Here is an 18,657-nt window from a genome sequence, read left to right on the forward strand (position 1 = left end):
CAGCGACACATGACTTGTTGTAGCACGTCAATAATTGAAAGGCCAGACTTAGGTCTGGCCTCAAGGTTAAGCGGAAAATCTGTAATTTGGAGCCGCTACGGGATAAACATTTAATCAATTATTGGGTGAGACCCAATGCCTTAGGAAATAGAATATTGTTTTCTAAGTGAATATGCTGATGTAAGTCCGCCTCAAATTCCGCCAGAGTGGCATAACAAACACGCCATGTAGTGCACGCATATTCAGGTGGTGTGAAGTCGTTAGTGAGCTCGTGTAATTTTTGTAAAATCAAACCGACTTCTTCATGCTCATGTTGCATCGCATTGATGGGGTTGCCAATATGGCCAAAGCAAGCCTCAACCTGCTCTCCATGACTCATGGCGCGGATCGCCGGAAACAGTATTTTTTCTTCCTTCATTAAATGCGGCATTAAGTCTTCAACTAAGGCTCGTACCCAACCCGCAAAGGGAACGATTTCGGCATAGTGCTCACCGTGAGCGCGAATCATTTTCTCGGAATATTCGACCAATAAAGGGGCTTTTTCGCGCACGTATTGATGGTGCGTTGATTCTATATATTCGATAAGTTGATCTAAGGGTAATTGATTTAATTCATCTTCTTTGCTACCGGTAAGTGTTGCGGCATTCAGCGCAGCAACCACTTTTGCGGGATCTACATCTGCACGCTCACAGGCGACCGCCAGTGATTTACCCCCGCCACAACAAAAATCGATACCAAATTGACTAAACACATGTGCGCGGCGAAAGTCTTCTGCCACTAGCTCACCAATTTTTCGTTCTAGCCAACGATTGTGTTGAGAATTAAGCCCATGGGGTGGGAGTTGTGCATCTTTTGAGACAGAAGTAGCAGACATGAGTAGCTCCAGAGCAGCAATAAAGTTACATTCATATTATTTGCAGCTTTATTTTGTGGCAACTAATCCTGACTGAAATAGTCAGGTTTTGCAGTACCAGTCACATAAATGGAGTCAAATAGAAGGAAGGCTATCTGATTGTTCTGAGCTACAAGCAACAGGAAGCCCAGATATCTAGCCCGTTATTTTGGCCTTGTAACCTTATCAAGTTGGCGTTGAATCAATTCTCTGGAGATTTGATTCATCTTAAGGGGGAAAAACCGCCCTCAAAGAGCCAAAAACGAGGCGCGAGGGCGGGTTTTAGCGGTTGACGTGAATCAGTCTGGTGTAGAGTGATTCACTAGCTCATTTTTGGACATAAGTGAGTTAGATTTTTTACTCAAATCCATTAGTTTCGGATTAAAATTTCTATGGAGATAACGCTGCACTCTGCGGAATTTTGCGAGCGCTAGCGAGTAAATTTTCCGTAGCAGTGCTTTGTGTACGCCCAGCATGGGCATGAACTAATGAGGTGAAAGTCCTCTGTAGGAAGGTCACCGTTCAATAACATCCTGTAATTAAACGTTAACTACTAGCGAATGGCAAGGGCTTATCCGCGAGGATTGGTCTGAAGGAAGCCGCTAGCAAATTTGCGAGCTGATGAACAAGAACATCATATGAGGCGTAGGCTAGAGGTGAGTTGGCACAAGACGACGAAACCACGTGATCTAATGGCCACCGTAAATGTGGTTTACAAGTGCCTTGGCTTTTCAGTGTCATCGACAGAAAAGAGCGAACCAGATGAAAACCGATAGCGCATGACGGGGCAACTCGGCATGTGATTAAGCAGAAGTCAGCAGACGGCATAGTAGCCTAACGCCCATCGTAATGGATGGGATAACATACCCCGCGTTAGCGTTGTGGGTACATGGTGAAGGCCTGAACATTTAGAAGAAGGAGGAGTCTTGTCAAACTTGTCGATACCCACTACGTCGCCAGACGATTACTATCGGCAGCGTATTGATATGCAACCGGCCTTCAACAGCGATTTATTTCAACAACTGCTCCAGCCTGAGAATTTACATCGAGCATGGCGCCAAGTGAAAGCCAATAAAGGCGCGGCTGGCATCGATGGCATGACTATCGAAACCTTCCCGCTTTGGATGCAACAAGGCGGTTGGCAACAGTGTAAATCTCAACTTGAGTTAGGTGAATATCAACCCTCAGCAGTCAGACGCGTAGAGATCGACAAACCCGATGGCGGTAAACGCAAACTGGGTATCCCTAACGTCATTGACCGTGTGATACAACAAGCTATTGCTCAAATTCTCACGCCGTTGTTTGACCCTTTCTTCTCGGCTAATAGCTTCGGCTTTAGACCGAATAGGAATGCCAAACAAGCGGTCTTGCAAGTCAGAGATATCATCAAACAGAAGCGCAAATTTGCCGTCGATGTTGATCTGTCCAAGTTCTTTGATCGAGTAAATCACGACCTGTTGATGACTCAATTGAGGATCAAGGTACAGGATAAGCGTCTGCTGGCGCTTATTGGTAAATACCTGCGTGCAGGCGTGATGATCAACGACCAATTTGAAGCAAGCTTCGAAGGTGTACCTCAGGGCGGCCCACTCTCACCATTACTATCAAACATCATGTTGGATAGTCTGGATAAAGAGCTGGAAAGCAGAGGGCATCACTTTGCCCGCTACGCGGATGACTTTATCATCTTGGTCAAGTCTCAACGAGCGGGTGAACGTGTCCTCAAGAGTATTACTCGCTATCTTGCCACTAAGCTAAAACTGGCCGTTAATGAGCAGAAAAGCCAAGTGGTTAAGGTCGATCAAAGCAAGTTCCTAGGGTTTACCTTTAACCGCGGAAAGATCCAGTGGCATGTCAAAACACTGCACATCTTCAAACAAAACATAAGGCGACTGACAAACCGCAATTGGGGCGTGAGCATGAGCTATCAATTGTTTAAAGTGCGGCAATACATGCAAGGCTGGATCAACTACTTTGGCATAGCCAACGCTTACCAAGAGTGTGTCGATGTAGACCACTGGATCCGTCGTCGAGTGCGTATGTGCTACTGGCGTCAATGGCGAAAGCCACGGACTAAGGTACAAAACTTACTCAAACGTGGCGTCAGGATCCAAGCGGCCGTTGCTTGTGGAATTACAAGCAAAGGGCCGTGGCGAAGCTCGAAAACACCAGGGATACAGCAAGCGCTGAGTAATGAGTATCTCAAGAAAGCAGGTTTATGTTCACTGAGAGATGGATGGATTGCAGTTCATTATCCTAACCAGAAAGTGAGTTAGGCGTTCTAAATGAACCGCCCTGTGCGGAGCCGCATGCAGGGTGGTGTGGGGGCTGGAGGCTAGATACCTCCGGCTACCCGATTATGGTTTATGAAAATAAAATATAGAGAAGGTGACATTTTTGTTATCCCTCTAAGCAATAGTAACCATGCCATTTGTCAGGTTGTTTTTTCACCAAAAAAGAAGTTTAAAAATATAATTTCTTTTTGCGTGCTTTCTATTCAAAATGATAATTCATTTGTCAATGATGATCTTTTATCTCCCATCTGTGTTGAAAAATTCGGCAAAAAAACACAAGTTTTATTTACTGGAAACCAAAATATTAGTAACGGGATGTGGAAAATAATTGACCATGTTAATTTAACTGAAGAAAAAGAAAGGTTGAAAATATTTAATTATGCAGGCGGTTTGTATAAAGGCGAGGAAGAGATTAGGCGTATTCCTGTTTCTGAGTACCCCAATTACTTAACAATGGGTGTGTCAGGTTTTGAATTGGTGGATAACATATTGACCGCCACTAGTTCGACTATGACGGGCGGGGCCTGCTGATACGCGAGCGCTGTGATGAGGGCACAACCCACTATCACTACGACGCCGCGGTACTGACAACTTAACTTGGCCGCTAACGACAGGGCATAAAACGTGTTAGCCCAAAGCTAACGCAAAATGACGGTGTTCAGGGCGTGAACCAGATTAGGCAAGTCTGATTCATTTATTATCAAAATCTAACATTTTTTAGCTCCACCCGCTCGGATTATGGCTCTCCATATTTAGGATTGGATTTATCGCCCTTAACGATAAATGTGCTGATTGATGCAGTTTGTCGATGGCAAAGCTGATGCAAATTGGGTGGTTTGCCTATGAATCCCTGCATAGCCCTATGCTTGATGCAGCATTCTTTTGATCTACTCCGCAATAAAAGTTACTAGCGCCTTTGGGTCGATAATATGCACCTGCTGATCGCGTTTTTCGACAAGGCCGAGTTCAATGAGGGAGTTGAGTGCGCGGCGGTAGACGCGACTGCTGGTGCCAAAGCGTTCGGCTTCTTGCTCGACTTTGTTAAAGGCTCCGAGGGCGATATTGTTTTGACTGCGTTGTAGCAGATCGAGGGCGATATTGACGGCGATGGGGTGCAATAGGCGGTTGGTGTAGATTGCCATTGAGTCTTGATAATCCCATGCCAGCGCTGAGGCAAAAAAGAGCGCTAGTTGCGGTTGAGTGACTACGCATTGCTGCAGTTTGGCGGCACAAATTACCTCGGCTTCCATCTGATCTTCGGCCATCACTGTCCACTGGCAGGGCAGTTTGGTAAAAAACTCAATTTCGCCAAAAATATGCTGATCACAATTTAGCTCACCTAACTGAAAGCGCCGACCATTATGGGCGCTAGTATACATGGCGACTTTTCCTACGGACACGACATAAAGCTCACGCACATTTTGCCCCTGTTGCAACATGATATCACCGGGGGCAAATTGGCGGCTGGCCGTTTGGCACTGAAATAAGGCCTGCTTAAAGAGTTCGCGCTGCTCGCTTAATGTGTCGCCAAAGCGGCTAGAGAGTTCAGGATGTAACTGCATGTTGATGATAGTTGTGGATATTGATGCGATTAAGGTACGCATTTCGCTGCAAGATTGATACTCATTCGATCATAAAATATGTAAATCCCTGCGTGAGGGCTGGCACTTTGGCGGCGGTAGATGGTCGTTCGCATTGTGTGTCGCCGTTGTTGTGACGCTGCAAACGTGTGTTATGACAGGTCGGTGTTGAATGTGAACTTTAGTGAGAATGATGGCGCATTGGCTGCGCCATTAAGAGGATGACTTGGTCGTTATCTGGATGCATTTATCGGCAAGGCTTACTGCTATTAACCTCAACAAGCTCTAATCACACAGTGCGTTGAGTGCGGCTAAAATGGCATGTTGCTCACCTTGGGCGCTTGCTTTGGACGATGCAACATAGTCATTAACTCCTGCTTTAACATCCTGCTCAAATAGCACTACGTTGGTTAGTATCGCTGCCACTTCAAGTTGGCGCAGTCGGCCGACGGTGAATAACGCAGCGGTTTCCATATCGGCCCCGAGCACGCCTTGGCGATGCCAATAGTGGCAGAGCTCCTGTTCTTGATCGGTATAAAAACTGTCGTGGGAGCGCACTACGCCGCTATGGGCAATAATATGATACTGCGCGCAGTATGCTTGCAGTTTGCCGACCAAACGATGATTGGCGCAAGCCGGAAAGCTGGGCTTTACATAGCTGGCAGAGCCGCCATCATCACGCACTGCAGCCTCGGCAATAATCACATCACCTATCGCTATCTGCGGTTGTAGCGCACCGGCGGAGCCGATGCGGATAAGTTGTTTAACACCGCATTGATACAGTTCCTCAAGGGCAATGATCGCCGAGGGAGCACCAATACCTGTGCTGCAAACGGTGATTATAGTGTCGCCATAACGGCCACGCATCAGTCGAAACTCGCGGTTATCCGCCAAGGATTCGACATCCGTTAGATGCGCCGCGATGCGGTTGACTCGATTGGGTTCGCCGCAGACGACGGCTTTTTCACTGACTTGATGGGGCGCGACGAGAATATGGGGTTGAATACTCATTGTTGACCTTTATCAATTACTTAGCTTGGCGGTAGCCCCGAATGGTATCGGGCTACCGCGAAGGGAAAACTTAGATAAACAAACTGACAATTGCAGCATTCATCAAGTTTGCTAACGTCGCCGCTAGCAGTACTTTCATCCCGAGTTGACCAATCAGCCCCGCGCGTTGCGGTATCATTTGACTCAGGGCGCCACACACCATGGCCACTGAGCCGATATTGGCAAAGCCGCAAAGGGCAATGGTCATAATGGCATTGCTACGTGCAGAGAGTTCCACATTGCCCATATTGGCGAAGGCAACAAACTCGTTCATGGCGATTTTTTGGCCAAGGAAGGCGCCTGCAGTGCTTGCTTCGGCCCAAGGAATACCAATCAACCATGCCACTGGCGCAAATAAGGTGCCGAGGATCATATCCACGGTTAAGGTTGGCATGCCAAACAGTTCACCAATTGCGCCCAATCCGCCGTTCAACAAGGCCATGAGGCCAATACAGGCAATAATGACTGCGCCGACGATGGCAGCGATTCCCATTCCAGCAATAGCGCCTTTGGCTATGGCATCAATAAAGCTACTGGGCTTTTCATCATCGGGTAATTCTGGCACTTCATTAACGGTTGGCTCGGTTTCTGGGATAAGCAACTTAGCGAACATCAACCCCGCTGGAGCTGACATAAAGCAAGCCATAATCAGATAGTTAAGTGCAACGCCCATCCCCGCAAGGCCCGCTAAAATGGAGCCTGCAATCGAAGACAATCCACCGACCATTACCGCAAAAATTTGCGCGCGGGTGAGAACGCGGTGGTAGGGCTTGATCAGTAACGGTGCTTCGGTTTGACCGAGAATAATATTGCCCGCCGCATTCATTGACTCCGCCCGTGACGTGCCGAGCACCTTTTGCAAGCTGCCGCCAATAATTAAAACAAACCACTGCATAATGCCTAAGTAGTACAGCAAAGAGGTGAGTGCGGCAGTAAAGATGATTTGCGGTAATACCTGTAACGCCCAGACAAAACCTATGCCTTCAACGCTGAAATTAACTAAGCTGCCAAAGGCAAATTTAATCCCTTCAGTACCATAACCAAAGACTTTGCCTACGGTATTCGATACGGCCAGCAGCACATCGGCACCAATCTCGGTTGCCAGTACAAAAAAAGCTAGCGCGATGATAATGCCAAACGCACCGATAACGGCACGCCAGCTGATCAAACGGCGGTTGTCAGAAAACAGCAAACCTACGCCTAAGAGTACAAAAATGCCGAGGATGGACTGGATCATACTGAGTGGTCCTTATATGAATTAATGGCTGCAATCACACGCTCAGCGTGGGCCTTTGCAAGGGAAAGGGTGTTGGATTTGTTACCACCTTCGGCGGCAGTGGAGTTCATCTCAAAGCTAATAATGGTATCGATAATCTCGACAGCGGCTGCGCGAAATGGGTGTTCGTAAGCTTGTTGGTATACGTTAAAGGGTAAAAAGTTAAAGCCTGTTTCGCTGTAGGAGTCCTCAGTCGCCCCCGCAGTGATAGAAAACAGGACAGGTTTACCTTGGAGCTGGCTACCATTAGGGCTAAAGGCAAAACCATAGGTAAATACCTCATCAATCCAATGTTTGAGCACGGCGGGGTAGGTGCTCCAATAGAGCGGGAATTGCACCACAATCACATCGGCATCAAGCAACAGTCGCTGCTCCGTGGCTATATCCCCATCAAACTGAGCCACTGAATTGATATGCCAGCCCAGTTGCTCAGCCTCAAGGGCAAGTATGCTGGCATTGGCCACAGACTGGGTTAAGTTGGGGTGCCCGTTTAGCACGAGTATGTTCATTAGCTAGCTCCTGAGAGGAAACGGTGCCGCCATGCAGCCAAAACCAGAGGCTCAAGCACCGAGTTACGAAGTCATGGCGTGGATTATAGGGAGGGAAGAGGGAATGCCAGAGGACATTTGTCTCCTAGCACCTGATGCAGCTCATACTATTGTGAAAATGTGATTAACATACCGATGTAAAAATGAATGAAGTGATAAGCGCAATGTCGGGTCATACCGAAATGCTAACGTTTATTAAGCGCTAAGTTCAGCTTCCAATCTTTTCATCCTGACTGCGTAAAATAGTGCTAAGTGCATGTGGCACCAATGTCGAACGCTGGTTAGCATTCTGTCATTGATGCTTCTTGCACAATGAAAACTTAATAAAGCGATAGGGCTTAATGCGTTTGATTACCCGAGTTGTCCCGCAATCATAAGTTCTTTTGTTTCAGGGACTTCATTATAGGATAAAACATGAAGTCCACGGGCGAAGGCTAATGCATAACGCGCGAGGAAAGGCCTGAGTTGTGGAGAAACAAGTAGGATAGGGTTATAGCCTTTCTCTTTTGTCTCCGCGAGTAATTGGGGCATTCTTTGTTGTAGCTGCGCCAGTAGATTAGGTTCGATAGGGAAACTATCCAATGCTACTCGGCCCTGTTGCTGCGATTGATTTAACGCTGTCATTAAAGTCTGTTCTAATTCTGCGGTCAGAGTGAGTACATTCAACTGCGGACTGCTGCCTGCGATTTGATGCAAAATACTATTGCGTAAAGCGCAGCGCACATCGGCGGCGAGTAGAACGGGATCTTTGGTTTGCTCGCTGCATTCCAGTAAGGTCGTTGCTATGGTGCGTATGTCTTTTAGCGGCACTTGCTCTTTGAGTAACAAGCGGAAAACTTTGAGTAACTGAATGGGGGTTAAACAGGTACTGAGTGATTCCGCCAGTTTGGGGGCTTGCTTACTGAGCCTGTCAGTTAATTGCATAATATCATCATGTTGCAATAATTCAGGCAGAGACTCACGTAATAATTTACTGACATGAGTGGCAATGATCGTGGCATTATCGACGACCGAATAACCTAAATTGAGTGCTTTGGCTTTTAGTTCAGGCGTAATCCAAATCGCATCCATTTGGTAAGCGGGTTCCTTAGTTAAAATCCCATCAATTTTGCCGTATACAGGACCACTTTTTATTGCTAACAGTAGATCAGGCTCTAATTCGGCGATAGCCACTTGAGTGCCCATAAAGTTAATTTGGTATGCATGTGGTGCCAAGGCTAAATTGTCGCGCACTCTCACTTCCGATAGCAGAAATCCGATTTGTTCTGAAAGGGTACGTCTGATCCCTGTTAGGCGTTTTTGTAATTCTGCTCCTTTCGTTTTTTCGACTAGATGAACCAATCTATAGCCTAATCGTACTTCGATGATGTCGGTAAAAGGCAGGGATTCCCAGCTTGGCGCTGAAGGTTCTGTCAGGCTAGTTTCTATGAGTTCTTCAGTTTTCTCTTCAGTAAAGGAGGCCTTATTCTGGTTTTGTTTCCACGCAGCAAAGCCTAGTAGTATTGCAAAAGATAAAAATACCAGTGCTGGCATGCCTGGGGTGATACCGAGAATCGCCATCACAATGGCTGCAGTGGCTAAGGTTCTCGGGTTAGCCAGTAACTGTCGACTCAATTGGGTCGGCATTTCTTCTGCATCAGATACCCTAGTCACAATAATTGCGGCAGCAGTGGCGAGTAGTAATGATGGAATTTGTGCAACTAGACCATCACCAATGGTTAATAACGCATAGGTTTTAAAGGCTTCTGTAGCACCCAGATCATGCATAAAGATGCCTATGCTGATCCCGCCAATAATGTTGATGGCTAAGATCAAGAGTCCTGCGATGGCATCCCCTCTCACAAATTTTGAGGCTCCATCCATGGAACCATAAAAGTCTGCTTCTCTGGCGACATCTTGGCGACGTAGGCTGGCTTGTTCGTGTGTGAGTGTGCCAGCATTGAGATCGGCATCGATCGCCATCTGTTTACCCGGTAGGGCATCCAATGTAAATCGCGCCGATACTTCAGAAATCCGCTCGCCACCCTTAGTGATTACAACAAAGTTAATAATCATTAGAATTAAGAAGATAACAGCACCGACGACATAGTTTCCGCCAATGACGACTTCACCGAAGGCTTGGATCACTTTACCCGCAGCATCGCCTCCTTCATGACCTTCAATGAGTACTACGCGCGTCGATGCAACGTTTAAGGTTAAACGCATTAAGGTCGCAAGGAGCAATAAGGTTGGGAATACAGAAAACTCTAACGGTCGTCTGATCGATACGCTCACCAGCAGCACCATGACGGCAAGGACGATGTTAAATGTAAACAAAATGTCCAGTAGCCATGCAGGCAGCGGTAAAATCACCATTGCCAGAATAGCGAGCAGCATGACGGGAATGCCGATATAGCTGTAATTTCCTGAAAAGGTGCGAGAAAGCCAATTCATAGGTTAAGCAATCCTTTAATCGTGACGTAAATTAGGGGGAATAAAAAAATGTGGTAAAGGGTCAGGTTTCTGCTGTAAGCCCTTACGAGATGCTTTTATTTGCATGACATAACTTAATACGTGCGCTATGGCGATAAAAAGGGCACTGGGTATTTGTTGATCGACTTGCGTTGAATGATAAATAGCCCGCGTGAGCGGTGGGATATCAATAATTTCAATATCATGTTTTTTAGCGAGTTCTCGCATATAGAGGGCGAGTTCTTCGGTGCCTTTAGTGATGACGTAAGGCGCATCCGCTAAGTCAGGATTGTATTTTAATGCCACGGCATAGTGAGTAGGATTAACCAAGAGAACATCCGCTTTTGGAATGGTGGTATCTGCCCGAGAGCGAGCCATTCGTTGCTGTATTTGGCGGATTTTAGCTTTAATCTCTGGCTTACCTTCTTGCTGGGTATGCTCGTCTTTTACTTCTTGACGTGACATACGTAATTCTTTGCTGTTATGCCAATATTGGTAAGGCACATCAATAAAGGCGATCACGAGCAGCCCAGTACCAAGATAAAACATGCCTTGCGACAGTAGATTGATGCCATCACGAACTGCTTCATCAATAGGGCGTTGATTGTAGCTAAGTAGTTCTTGTAAGTGACCATTCAAGAAAACCAACATAATTCCGATCAGTAACACAATCTTTAGGCATGATTTGAGTAACTCAACAAGAGATTGAGCGGAAAATATTCTTCCGACACCGGCAAGAGGATCGATACGACTGTACTTAAAATTAGCATTTCCAAAATTAAATATCGGCCCCCCAGGTAAGGCTCCTGCAACTGCGGCCAACAGAGCAACCATGATGAATAGTGGCCCTAAGATGCTTAGCATTTCGACTAGGCTGGCGCCAAGATGGCGCATCATGATGTCTGGTTGATCTAACTCTGCTCGGGTGAGCAGCATATTGTATTTAGCTAATCCACTGACTCTCGTCGCAAACCAATCCGCATTACTGGTCAGCATGGCAGAGCAACCAACAACCAGTGCTGCGGAGGCAAGATCTTTAGATCGTGGAACTTGGCCTTCTTCTCTCGCTTTGCGCTTTTTCTGCGGTGTAGCTTCTTCTGTTTTATCTTCTTGGGGCGTTTTACTCATGAGATCCCTCCGATAAATTGGTACATTGCAGTTAATGCGTCTAAGCACAGATCACTGTAACGAGTTGGAATGCCGCTTAACGAAAGGAAGACGCAAATCAAGCCCATCAATAAGGTCATGGGAAACCCGAGCGAGAAGATGTTTAATGACGGCGCAGCGCGGCTTAATACACCAAAAGTGATGTTAACCATTAACATAGCGAGTACTGCGGGTATGGCGAGCATCAGCGATGCAGCAAATAGCCAGCCCATTCGACTAACCAATCCCATTAGCGGTAAGTCAAAAATCCCATTCCCAATTGGCCATAAACGAAAGCTATCAACAATGATGTTGAGCCCGACTAAATGACCGTCAAGAGCCAGAAAAATCAAGGTACCAAAGATTTGTAACCATTCACTGAGAATGGGGTTGGTGTCGCCATTAGCAGGATCGTTCATCACCGCCATCGCTAGACCCATCTGCATCGACATAATAGTGCCAAGCATGGTCATCACATGGATTAAAATGGTTAAAAATAGCGCGAGCATAAATCCAATCAGTAGTTGTTCTATGGCTAAAAATAATGATCCAAGCGAGAGCGCATCGACAGCGGGAACGGGTGGCAGCATAGGTGCAATAAGCGCTGCAATACTTAAGGCAAGAAAAATTCTTACTGTTGCAGGCACATAAGAATTACCTAACAAGGGCATTATCATAAATGCCCCCATGATCCGGCAGAATGGCCACCAAAGGCTGCCGATTAACATGCTGAGTTCGGTTGAGGTGAGGGAAAGCATATCAACCGATAATATGAGGAATATTCATAAACAGCCTGTCAAATAAATCACTTAGCTGTTGTATGAGCCAATGGCCTGAAAACAGAACCATAAGTAGAGTAATGATAAGCCTTGGCAGAAAACTCAAGGTTTGTTCATTGACCTGTGTCGCAGCCTGAAATACCGCAACGATTAAGCCTAGAATGAGTCCCGGTGTCACCAACACAGAAACCATGATGATGACGAGAAACATTGAGTCAGCAAAGAGCGAGGTCAGTTCATTGATGTCCATCTAGCTACCCAAAACTTGCGGTTAAGGTGCTTACCGTCATAGCCCAACCATCGACTAATACAAAAACCATCAGTTTAAATGGGAGAGAAATAATTAACGGTGACAACATCATCATCCCCATAGACATGAGGACACTTGCGACAACCAAGTCGATAACTAAGAAAGGTAAGAAAAGTAAGAAGCCAATTTGGAAAGCTGTTTTGAGTTCACTCAGTACAAATGCGGGCATAAGGACAAAAAAGGGGACTTCCTCTGCTGCTTTCATGTGTGTGGGTTCGTTAGCTATTTTCAGCATTTGCTCAAGATCAGTTTCTCTTGTCTGCGCCAGCATAAATCGAGTTAAAGGGATTTTGGCTATTGAGACAGCCTCCATCAATTCGATCTTACCTTGGTCATAGGGCAAATAAGCTTCCTTATAAATTTTGTCTCCCACTGGGCGCATAATAAAGATAGTGAGTACTAATGCTATCCCAACAAGCACTCGGTTTGGGGGACTTTGTTGTAGTCCGAGAGCTTGTCGGAGAATTGCTAATACAATGATAATACGAGTAAAACTGGTTAGCATCATCAGCATGATGGGCAAGAAACTAATGGCCGTCATGAGCGCTAAAATTTCGAGTTTAATGTTAACTGCTTGACTGTCTTGAGCGCTATCCAGTGTGAATAAGGTCAGTCCTTCCGATGCGAGGGCTTGGGGAGCAAACAATAGAATCGCCAGTAACAATACCCGAACTATCATTCGTTACTTGTCCCATCGAGAGTAATGCTCTCTATTTCCAGCAAACGTACGCCATATCTGCCCGCCACTTCTACAACTTCACCTCTTCCGAGTAAGGCTCCATTGACCCTAATATCCAGCGGCTCACCCACCATACGGTCGAGTGCAATAACATCACCTTCACCCATCCGATTTAACTCACCCAAAGACATCTCAGCGCTGGCGAGTTCAAGGGTGACCTGTACGGGAAGTTGTTGGAAAAAGTTATTATTTTTTTTCACCTTACGGTTATCTGGTTTTGAAAATGCGTTTTCAGAGAAAATATCGTCCTCTAATAGAAAATCATCATCCGATAAAATAGATTGTTCAGCCAATGTCCTGCTCCTCATTTTGATAAACATCTTGAGTCAATTTCGCTACCATTTGTCCTTCATGACTATGCACAGAGGCATGGAATAGAGTCGTGTTTCCGATTGATAACAACGTTTTTGGATATAAATTAATGGGTAAAATATCTCCAGTTTTTAGCTGACTGAGTGATTGCACCGGGATGCTATGTTGCCCTAATGTCAGCTGCATTTTTATGGGGAGACTTTTTAGCCAGACGGCTAGTTTTGCGGGTAAATCCGCAGATACTTCAGATTTCTTAGGCTGTTCGGCCAGATGCCCCAGTAAATGCTCAGTTAAGCAAAAGAGCATTGGAGGGGTTAGTGGGCCATTGGTAAAATTGAACGACCATACTGCCGATACTGCGAGTGGCATATGGCCTTTTATAAGCTCAACTTCAAGATTATTGGTTACGATCGTGCTATTAGGTAGCTCCACCACCACGGAAAGTAGCAACTTTTTGGCTAACCTAAATTCAGATTGGCTGGGGGTTCTCAAAGGAGAACTTAATGGTGTTGAGGTATTACCGTAATAATTACTCGCCAATTGATCGAGCGTACAGCGATCAATTCTCCAATAACCGAGGGTATTTTGATGATGTTTTAATACAAACCATGCATAGCAATGTTCTGGAACGACAGGTGTTCTAGGTTCTGTTAACGTTGACCCTGAAACAGCGGGATGACCCTGTCTTAGTAGCGGAGATAGGATATTATTTATGGCATCGATAAGTGGACGATGTAGCTTTTCTAGCTGTTGCAATAATCGCGTTCTTGCTAGCTTTTCTTGAACTAGCATAATAGGTCTAATTATTTCATCAGAATTTGATTTTATAAGCCTAGCTTTCGCTGTCGTCTTCATTTTACTTCCTATTAAACGTATTTTTCCCGCTAGAATACTGCTTGGCGACCTCCGCGATTCAGTTGGTGTATGAAAAACATACACAAACAGAGAGCCTAATTTTTTATTTCTTTATCGTTAAGGATTAATGAATTTCTTAAAACAGTTAAGCGTCCTATCACATGATCATAAGGTTGAAAGCTGTTTTAAACGACGAGGATGATAAGGTAATAACGCTAAAGTATTCAATAATAATTATAAGAAAAGCTGAAATATATGTGAATAGAATTCTAGGCCAACGGAGTTTGTAAATAAAATGTTTATTTTGAGATTGTATAAGAAGATATTAATGCTTTTTAGTCTTATATTTCAGCGTCAATAAATAGTCGGGCAGGTGTTATTTTGACGTTTGTCGATATTCTGGCGTAAAGGTATTAATGCTAGCGCTTACATGTTTACCATTAATGATGGATTTGTATGGGTTTTGTTTTTGTTTTTGATTTTTATCGTTTTTTGTAATTATCGGTCTGCACTTTATTTAACCAAAAGGCGTAGTCCCCAAGTTTCTCATCATAATGAAAACTAACGGCGTTGTATTTTTATCATTATGATATGTTATTTTACAAATATATTTGGTATAAGTCAGTCCTAAGTTATATGTATCACTTTTTTACAGGTAATATTTATATTTCCAAGTGTTTTACTGCAATTTAAATTGATGGGAGCTTATTTTTTGAATATGGCGCATTAAATGTTGCTGGTGGTCACATTTTCTATTGATAATTGTGCAAGAACACATCTCTGCCTGATTTAAAACAGTGGTATTCCTTTATGGGTTGCGAATGTTAGTTATCGAGTGACGAGTCTTGTCCGTGCTTTTATATCTGTTGCGGAAGTTTTTCTTCCTCAGCCTGTGTTTCGTCTTTTCTTGATTTGTTTAAGAGGCTTAGTAATTAGTCTCTCATTCTATCGAGATGATAGCGCATTAGCGGTAATAGCTTTTATATACATTCATGCACAGATACTTAATCGGTCTAAATAAAGGTGTTATTTAATGTACTGTAAACGAGAGGGAGTTGGCGAGTGGGTGGCCTAAGTATACGGATTGAAGGATTAAACATATCTGCTGAACTTGCATGCTCGATAGCACAGGAAGATTTTTATCTGTGGAATGATGCAATGCAATCGCCTTGGCTCACAGTCGTTAACTTATCAGATTGTCGCCCGTGTGATGTAAAGTCTTATCTTGCCCGTTTTCCTTGCCGTAATATTGTCGCGTTATTAGCGCCAGAACAAGGTGAGTTGGCCGCGGCGGCAATGCGTGCTGGTGTACAAGATTATCTATTAATTCCTGTAGAAACCGAGCAACTGCTAGCCTCAATTCAACGTTTACGCCGTTTAGAGTTACCTGATTCTAGTTTGGTTGTATCGGCTGCTGTTAGTCGGCAATTATTGATGTTGGCCCATAGGGCTGCAACTACTGAGGCCAGTGTTTTATTATTGGGTGAAAGTGGTACCGGCAAGGAGCCGCTTGCTCGTTATATTCATCGCCATTCTTCTCGTTCTCATAAGCCTTTCGTTGCGATTAACTGTGCCGCCATCCCTGAAAGTATTCTTGAATCTGTCTTATTTGGTCATGTTAAAGGCGCCTTTACTGGCGCTATTTGCGATAAAGCAGGCAAATTTGAGCAGGCAAATGGCGGCACTTTATTACTCGATGAAATTGGTGAAATGCCCTTGCCGTTACAGGCAAAATTACTTCGGGTGTTACAGGAGCGTGAAGTCGAAAGACTCGGTGGGCAGCATGTTATTCCACTGGATATCAGGATCATTGCTTCTACCAATCGCGACTTAAGACAGGCCGTTGAGTTTGGTCATTTTAGGGAAGATCTGTTCTACCGCTTAGATGTGTTGCCTTTAAAAATCGCGCCTTTAAGAGAACGTAAGGCTGACATCCTCCCTTTAGCTGAGCATTTTTTAGGTTTATATGGTCAGTCTGATAACGCAAGTCGCTGCTATTTCAGTGAGCACGCAAGGCAAGTGCTTGTGACCTATGATTGGCCGGGAAATGTTAGAGAGCTCGAAAATTGTATTCAGCGTGCATTAGTGATGCGCAGAGGTCAGGCAATTCAAGTTGCTGAACTTGGATTAAACATTCAAGAAGAAACGCTCGAGTTAGAGCCTTTGGGCGCGACAGAAGGGCTTAAAGCTTCAAAACAACAGGCAGAATTTCAATATATTATTGATGTACTTAAACGTTTTAATGGACAACGCACGTTAAGTGCTCAGGCGCTAGGGATGACGACTAGAGCCTTAAGATATCGTCTCGTACAAATGCGAGAAGCAGGGATTGATATCGAAACGTTATTAGATCAAGCAGCGTAGAGCAATCAAAAAGTAAATAGGAATGAAATATGTCTAATGGAGCGATTGGTAGCTCAAGTATGTTGATGGAAACCTTAAATATTCATCGTGAAGTGGCTAAAGGTGCGATCAACATCACTTCAAATCCAGCCGACAATGGTATGGCTTATGGCTCATTCACTGAGTTAATTAAAAGTAAAGTTTCTGCCGTTAACCAAGATCAGAACCAATCCTCTATGGCGATGGCTGCAGTCGATAGTGGTAAGAGTGATGACCTCGTCGGTGCTATGGTGGCTTCGCAAAAAGCCAGTTTGTCCTTTGCGACTATGCTCCAAATTCGTAATCGTCTTGTGCAAGCATTTGACGATGTAATGAAGATGCCTATTTAAGGAATTGTGTGAATGTCTACCACTTTTGTTCAATCAGGTCAGGATATTACCGGGACTGAATCTTCGTCAGGATTCATTGCTGGCATGACCCAAAAATGGCATCGTTTTAACCGTGGTGATCGTCAAGTTATCGCCTTAGCTTTACTTGCGGTGGTTGTCGCTAGTGTCATAGTGTTGATGTTATGGACTGCTACTGCAGGGTATCGACCTTTATATGGCAGCCAAGAAAATGTCGATACCTCTCAAGTGTTAAATGTCTTGGATGCAGAAGGCATTGATTATCGCCTCGAGGCTAATACTGGGGCAGTCCTCGTTGCAGAAGAGCAAGTCGGTAATGCGCGTATGCTTTTGGCCGCAAAAGGGGTAAAAGCGAAAGTACCTTCGGGTATGGAGGCACTCGACAATACCGCGCTCGGCACGAGTCAATTTATGGAACAAGCTAAGTATCGCCATAGTTTAGAAGGTGAATTAGCTCGCACTATCATGTCGTTAAAGTCGGTCCGTGCCGCAAGAGTTCATTTGGCGATACCTAAACAAACTCTGTTTATCCGTCAGGAGCCTGAACTGCCGACGGCTTCCGTCATGCTACAGCTAGACCCGAATACTCGACTCTCTGAAACACAAGTTGAGGCTATTGTTAATTTGGTTGCTGGCAGTGTGACTGGACTAACGGCCAGTAATATCAAAGTTGTCGATCAAGATGGTCGATATTTAAGTGAGAACATTTCAGGCAATCAAGACCTTAGCCAGTCTAGAAACAAGCAGTTACAGTACACGCGTGAACTTGAGAATAGCTTAGTGGCTAATGCCGCCTCTATGCTCGAGCCTGTGCTTGGTCAAGATAATTTCCAAGTGCGGGTGACTGCAAAAGTAAACTTCAATCAGGTGGAAGAAACTAAGGAGTCACTCGATCCGCAAAATGTCGTGACTCAAGAGCGTACGAGTGTCGATGATTCAAGTAATAGTATTGCCGCGGGAATTCCCGGAGCTTTAAGTAATAAGCCACCCCAAGCAGGCAAAGAGGCGACGAATGATAAGACCCGTAATTTGAAGCAGGAAGAAAGTCGTCAATATGACGTGGGTCGTTCTGTGCGTCATGTTCGTTATCAACAAATGCAGCTCGAAAACCTCTCAGTTTCAGTGCTTATTAATAGTGCTACGGGTCAAGGAGCATTTAATGAAGAGGCCCAACTGGTTAAGTTTGGCAATATGGTTAAGGATGCCATCGGCTTTTCGGCGGCGAGAGGTGATAGTTTTACCATTAATGCCTTTGAGTTTACCCCAACCGTCGCTGCCGAATTTACGCCGTCACCTTGGTGGCAATCAGAAAATTACCAAGCTTATTTACGCTACATCATAGGCGGCATCCTTGGCTTTGGACTTATTTTGTTCGTATTAAGGCCGCTGGTTAAGCACTTGACCCGAACCGCTCAAATTACCGCGCCTAGAATTGAGCCCGTTGCATTAAGTGCCGCTTCCGCTGCTGCACTCGATGGGCATTCCGCCGATACTTTACCAAATCAAGCACATCAGTTACCGAGTGCCGACTGGCTAGGCAGTCAAGGTTTACCCGAGCCCGGCTCACCTTTGACCGTTAAAATGGAGCATTTAGCCTTGCTCGCAAACAAAGAACCCGCGCGTGTTGCAGAAGTGATAGCTCATTGGATAGGCGATAAAGACGGTGAATAATTCA

17 protein-coding genes are annotated in these 18,657 nt (G+C 45.1%); 5 read left to right on the forward strand and 12 right to left on the reverse strand.

All coding sequences use genetic code 11. The features are described 5' to 3' along the window. Positions 1-118: 118 nt before the first annotated feature. Positions 119-874, reverse strand: a complete 756-nt coding sequence (gene ric / locus L5M71_RS18505) for an iron-sulfur cluster repair di-iron protein (protein ID WP_263207598.1) — start codon at positions 872-874, stop codon at positions 119-121. Positions 875-1,818: 944 nt separating this feature from the next. On the opposite strand from ric, the gene ltrA reads away from it, so the two are divergent. Together ltrA and L5M71_RS18515 are read left to right on the forward strand one after the other, a co-directional pair. Continuing rightward, a complete protein-coding gene (gene ltrA, locus L5M71_RS18510; RefSeq protein ID WP_263208919.1) occupies positions 1,819-3,168 on the forward strand; it encodes a group II intron reverse transcriptase/maturase in 1,350 nt (449 codons plus the stop codon). A 90-nt stretch (positions 3,169-3,258) separates the two neighbouring features. After that, positions 3,259-3,717 carry an immunity 26/phosphotriesterase HocA family protein gene (locus tag L5M71_RS18515; RefSeq protein ID WP_263212512.1) on the forward strand — a complete coding sequence of 153 codons (459 nt, stop codon included), beginning with the start codon at positions 3,259-3,261 and terminating at the stop codon, positions 3,715-3,717. A 356-nt stretch (positions 3,718-4,073) separates the two neighbouring features. Here L5M71_RS18515 and L5M71_RS18520 read toward each other — a convergent pair whose 3' ends face one another. The 11 genes from L5M71_RS18520 to L5M71_RS18570 form a co-directional block, all read right to left on the reverse strand. Then, positions 4,074-4,790 (reverse strand): Crp/Fnr family transcriptional regulator, encoded by a 717-nt coding sequence (locus L5M71_RS18520; RefSeq protein WP_263208921.1) that lies wholly within the window; start codon positions 4,788-4,790, stop codon positions 4,074-4,076. A gap of 261 nt (positions 4,791-5,051) precedes the next feature. Further along, on the reverse strand, positions 5,052-5,777 hold the full coding sequence (locus tag L5M71_RS18525) for a nucleoside phosphorylase (protein WP_263208923.1): 726 nt from the start codon (positions 5,775-5,777) through the stop codon (positions 5,052-5,054). Positions 5,778-5,847: 70 nt separating this feature from the next. Continuing rightward, positions 5,848-7,053, reverse strand: a complete 1,206-nt coding sequence (locus L5M71_RS18530; protein ID WP_219251938.1) for a NupC/NupG family nucleoside CNT transporter — start codon at positions 7,051-7,053, stop codon at positions 5,848-5,850. Beyond that, positions 7,050-7,601, reverse strand: a complete 552-nt coding sequence (locus L5M71_RS18535) for an NAD(P)H-dependent oxidoreductase (protein ID WP_263208926.1) — start codon at positions 7,599-7,601, stop codon at positions 7,050-7,052. The genes L5M71_RS18530 and L5M71_RS18535 overlap by 4 nt, the downstream gene beginning before the upstream one ends. A 390-nt stretch (positions 7,602-7,991) precedes the next feature. Beyond that, positions 7,992-10,073, reverse strand: coding sequence for a flagellar biosynthesis protein FlhA (gene flhA, locus L5M71_RS18540; RefSeq protein WP_219235561.1), 2,082 nt, complete (start codon positions 10,071-10,073; stop codon positions 7,992-7,994). 15 nt (positions 10,074-10,088) lie between these two features. Continuing rightward, entirely contained in the window at positions 10,089-11,219 is a 1,131-nt protein-coding gene (gene flhB, locus L5M71_RS18545; protein ID WP_263208928.1) for a flagellar biosynthesis protein FlhB, read from the reverse strand. Then, on the reverse strand, positions 11,216-11,995 hold the full coding sequence (gene fliR / locus L5M71_RS18550; RefSeq protein ID WP_168825895.1) for a flagellar biosynthetic protein FliR: 780 nt from the start codon (positions 11,993-11,995) through the stop codon (positions 11,216-11,218). Before fliR ends, flhB begins: the two co-directional genes overlap by 4 nt. A 1-nt stretch (position 11,996) precedes the next feature. Then, positions 11,997-12,266 carry a flagellar biosynthetic protein FliQ gene (locus L5M71_RS18555; RefSeq protein WP_006083412.1) on the reverse strand — a complete coding sequence of 90 codons (270 nt, stop codon included), beginning with the start codon at positions 12,264-12,266 and terminating at the stop codon, positions 11,997-11,999. 4 nt (positions 12,267-12,270) lie between these two features. Next, positions 12,271-13,005 (reverse strand): flagellar type III secretion system pore protein FliP, encoded by a 735-nt coding sequence (gene fliP, locus L5M71_RS18560; protein ID WP_131523383.1) that lies wholly within the window; start codon positions 13,003-13,005, stop codon positions 12,271-12,273. Then, the gene (locus L5M71_RS18565) at positions 13,002-13,358 is read right to left on the reverse strand and encodes a FliM/FliN family flagellar motor switch protein (RefSeq protein ID WP_263208930.1); all 357 of its coding nucleotides are present in this window, start codon (positions 13,356-13,358) and stop codon (positions 13,002-13,004) included. The genes fliP and L5M71_RS18565 overlap by 4 nt, the downstream gene beginning before the upstream one ends. Continuing rightward, entirely contained in the window at positions 13,351-14,232 is an 882-nt protein-coding gene (locus tag L5M71_RS18570) for a FliM/FliN family flagellar motor C-terminal domain-containing protein (protein WP_263208932.1), read from the reverse strand. Before L5M71_RS18570 ends, L5M71_RS18565 begins: the two co-directional genes overlap by 8 nt. Positions 14,233-15,294: 1,062 nt before the next feature. On the opposite strand from L5M71_RS18570, the gene L5M71_RS18575 reads away from it, so the two are divergent. From L5M71_RS18575 to fliF, 3 genes are read left to right on the forward strand one after another with little or no spacing between them, the layout of a single operon-like run. Beyond that, positions 15,295-16,596, forward strand: a complete 1,302-nt coding sequence (locus L5M71_RS18575) for a sigma-54 dependent transcriptional regulator (protein ID WP_263208934.1) — start codon at positions 15,295-15,297, stop codon at positions 16,594-16,596. Positions 16,597-16,625: 29 nt separating this feature from the next. Continuing rightward, the gene (gene fliE, locus L5M71_RS18580; RefSeq protein ID WP_261272829.1) at positions 16,626-16,964 is read left to right on the forward strand and encodes a flagellar hook-basal body complex protein FliE; all 339 of its coding nucleotides are present in this window, start codon (positions 16,626-16,628) and stop codon (positions 16,962-16,964) included. Between the two features lie 12 nt (positions 16,965-16,976). Further along, positions 16,977-18,653, forward strand: coding sequence for a flagellar basal-body MS-ring/collar protein FliF (gene fliF / locus L5M71_RS18585; RefSeq protein ID WP_219255430.1), 1,677 nt, complete (start codon positions 16,977-16,979; stop codon positions 18,651-18,653). Positions 18,654-18,657: the final 4 nt, after the last annotated feature.

This window comes from Shewanella sp. SW1 (genome assembly GCF_025653545.1).
Classification (GTDB): domain Bacteria; phylum Pseudomonadota; class Gammaproteobacteria; order Enterobacterales; family Shewanellaceae; genus Shewanella; species Shewanella oncorhynchi.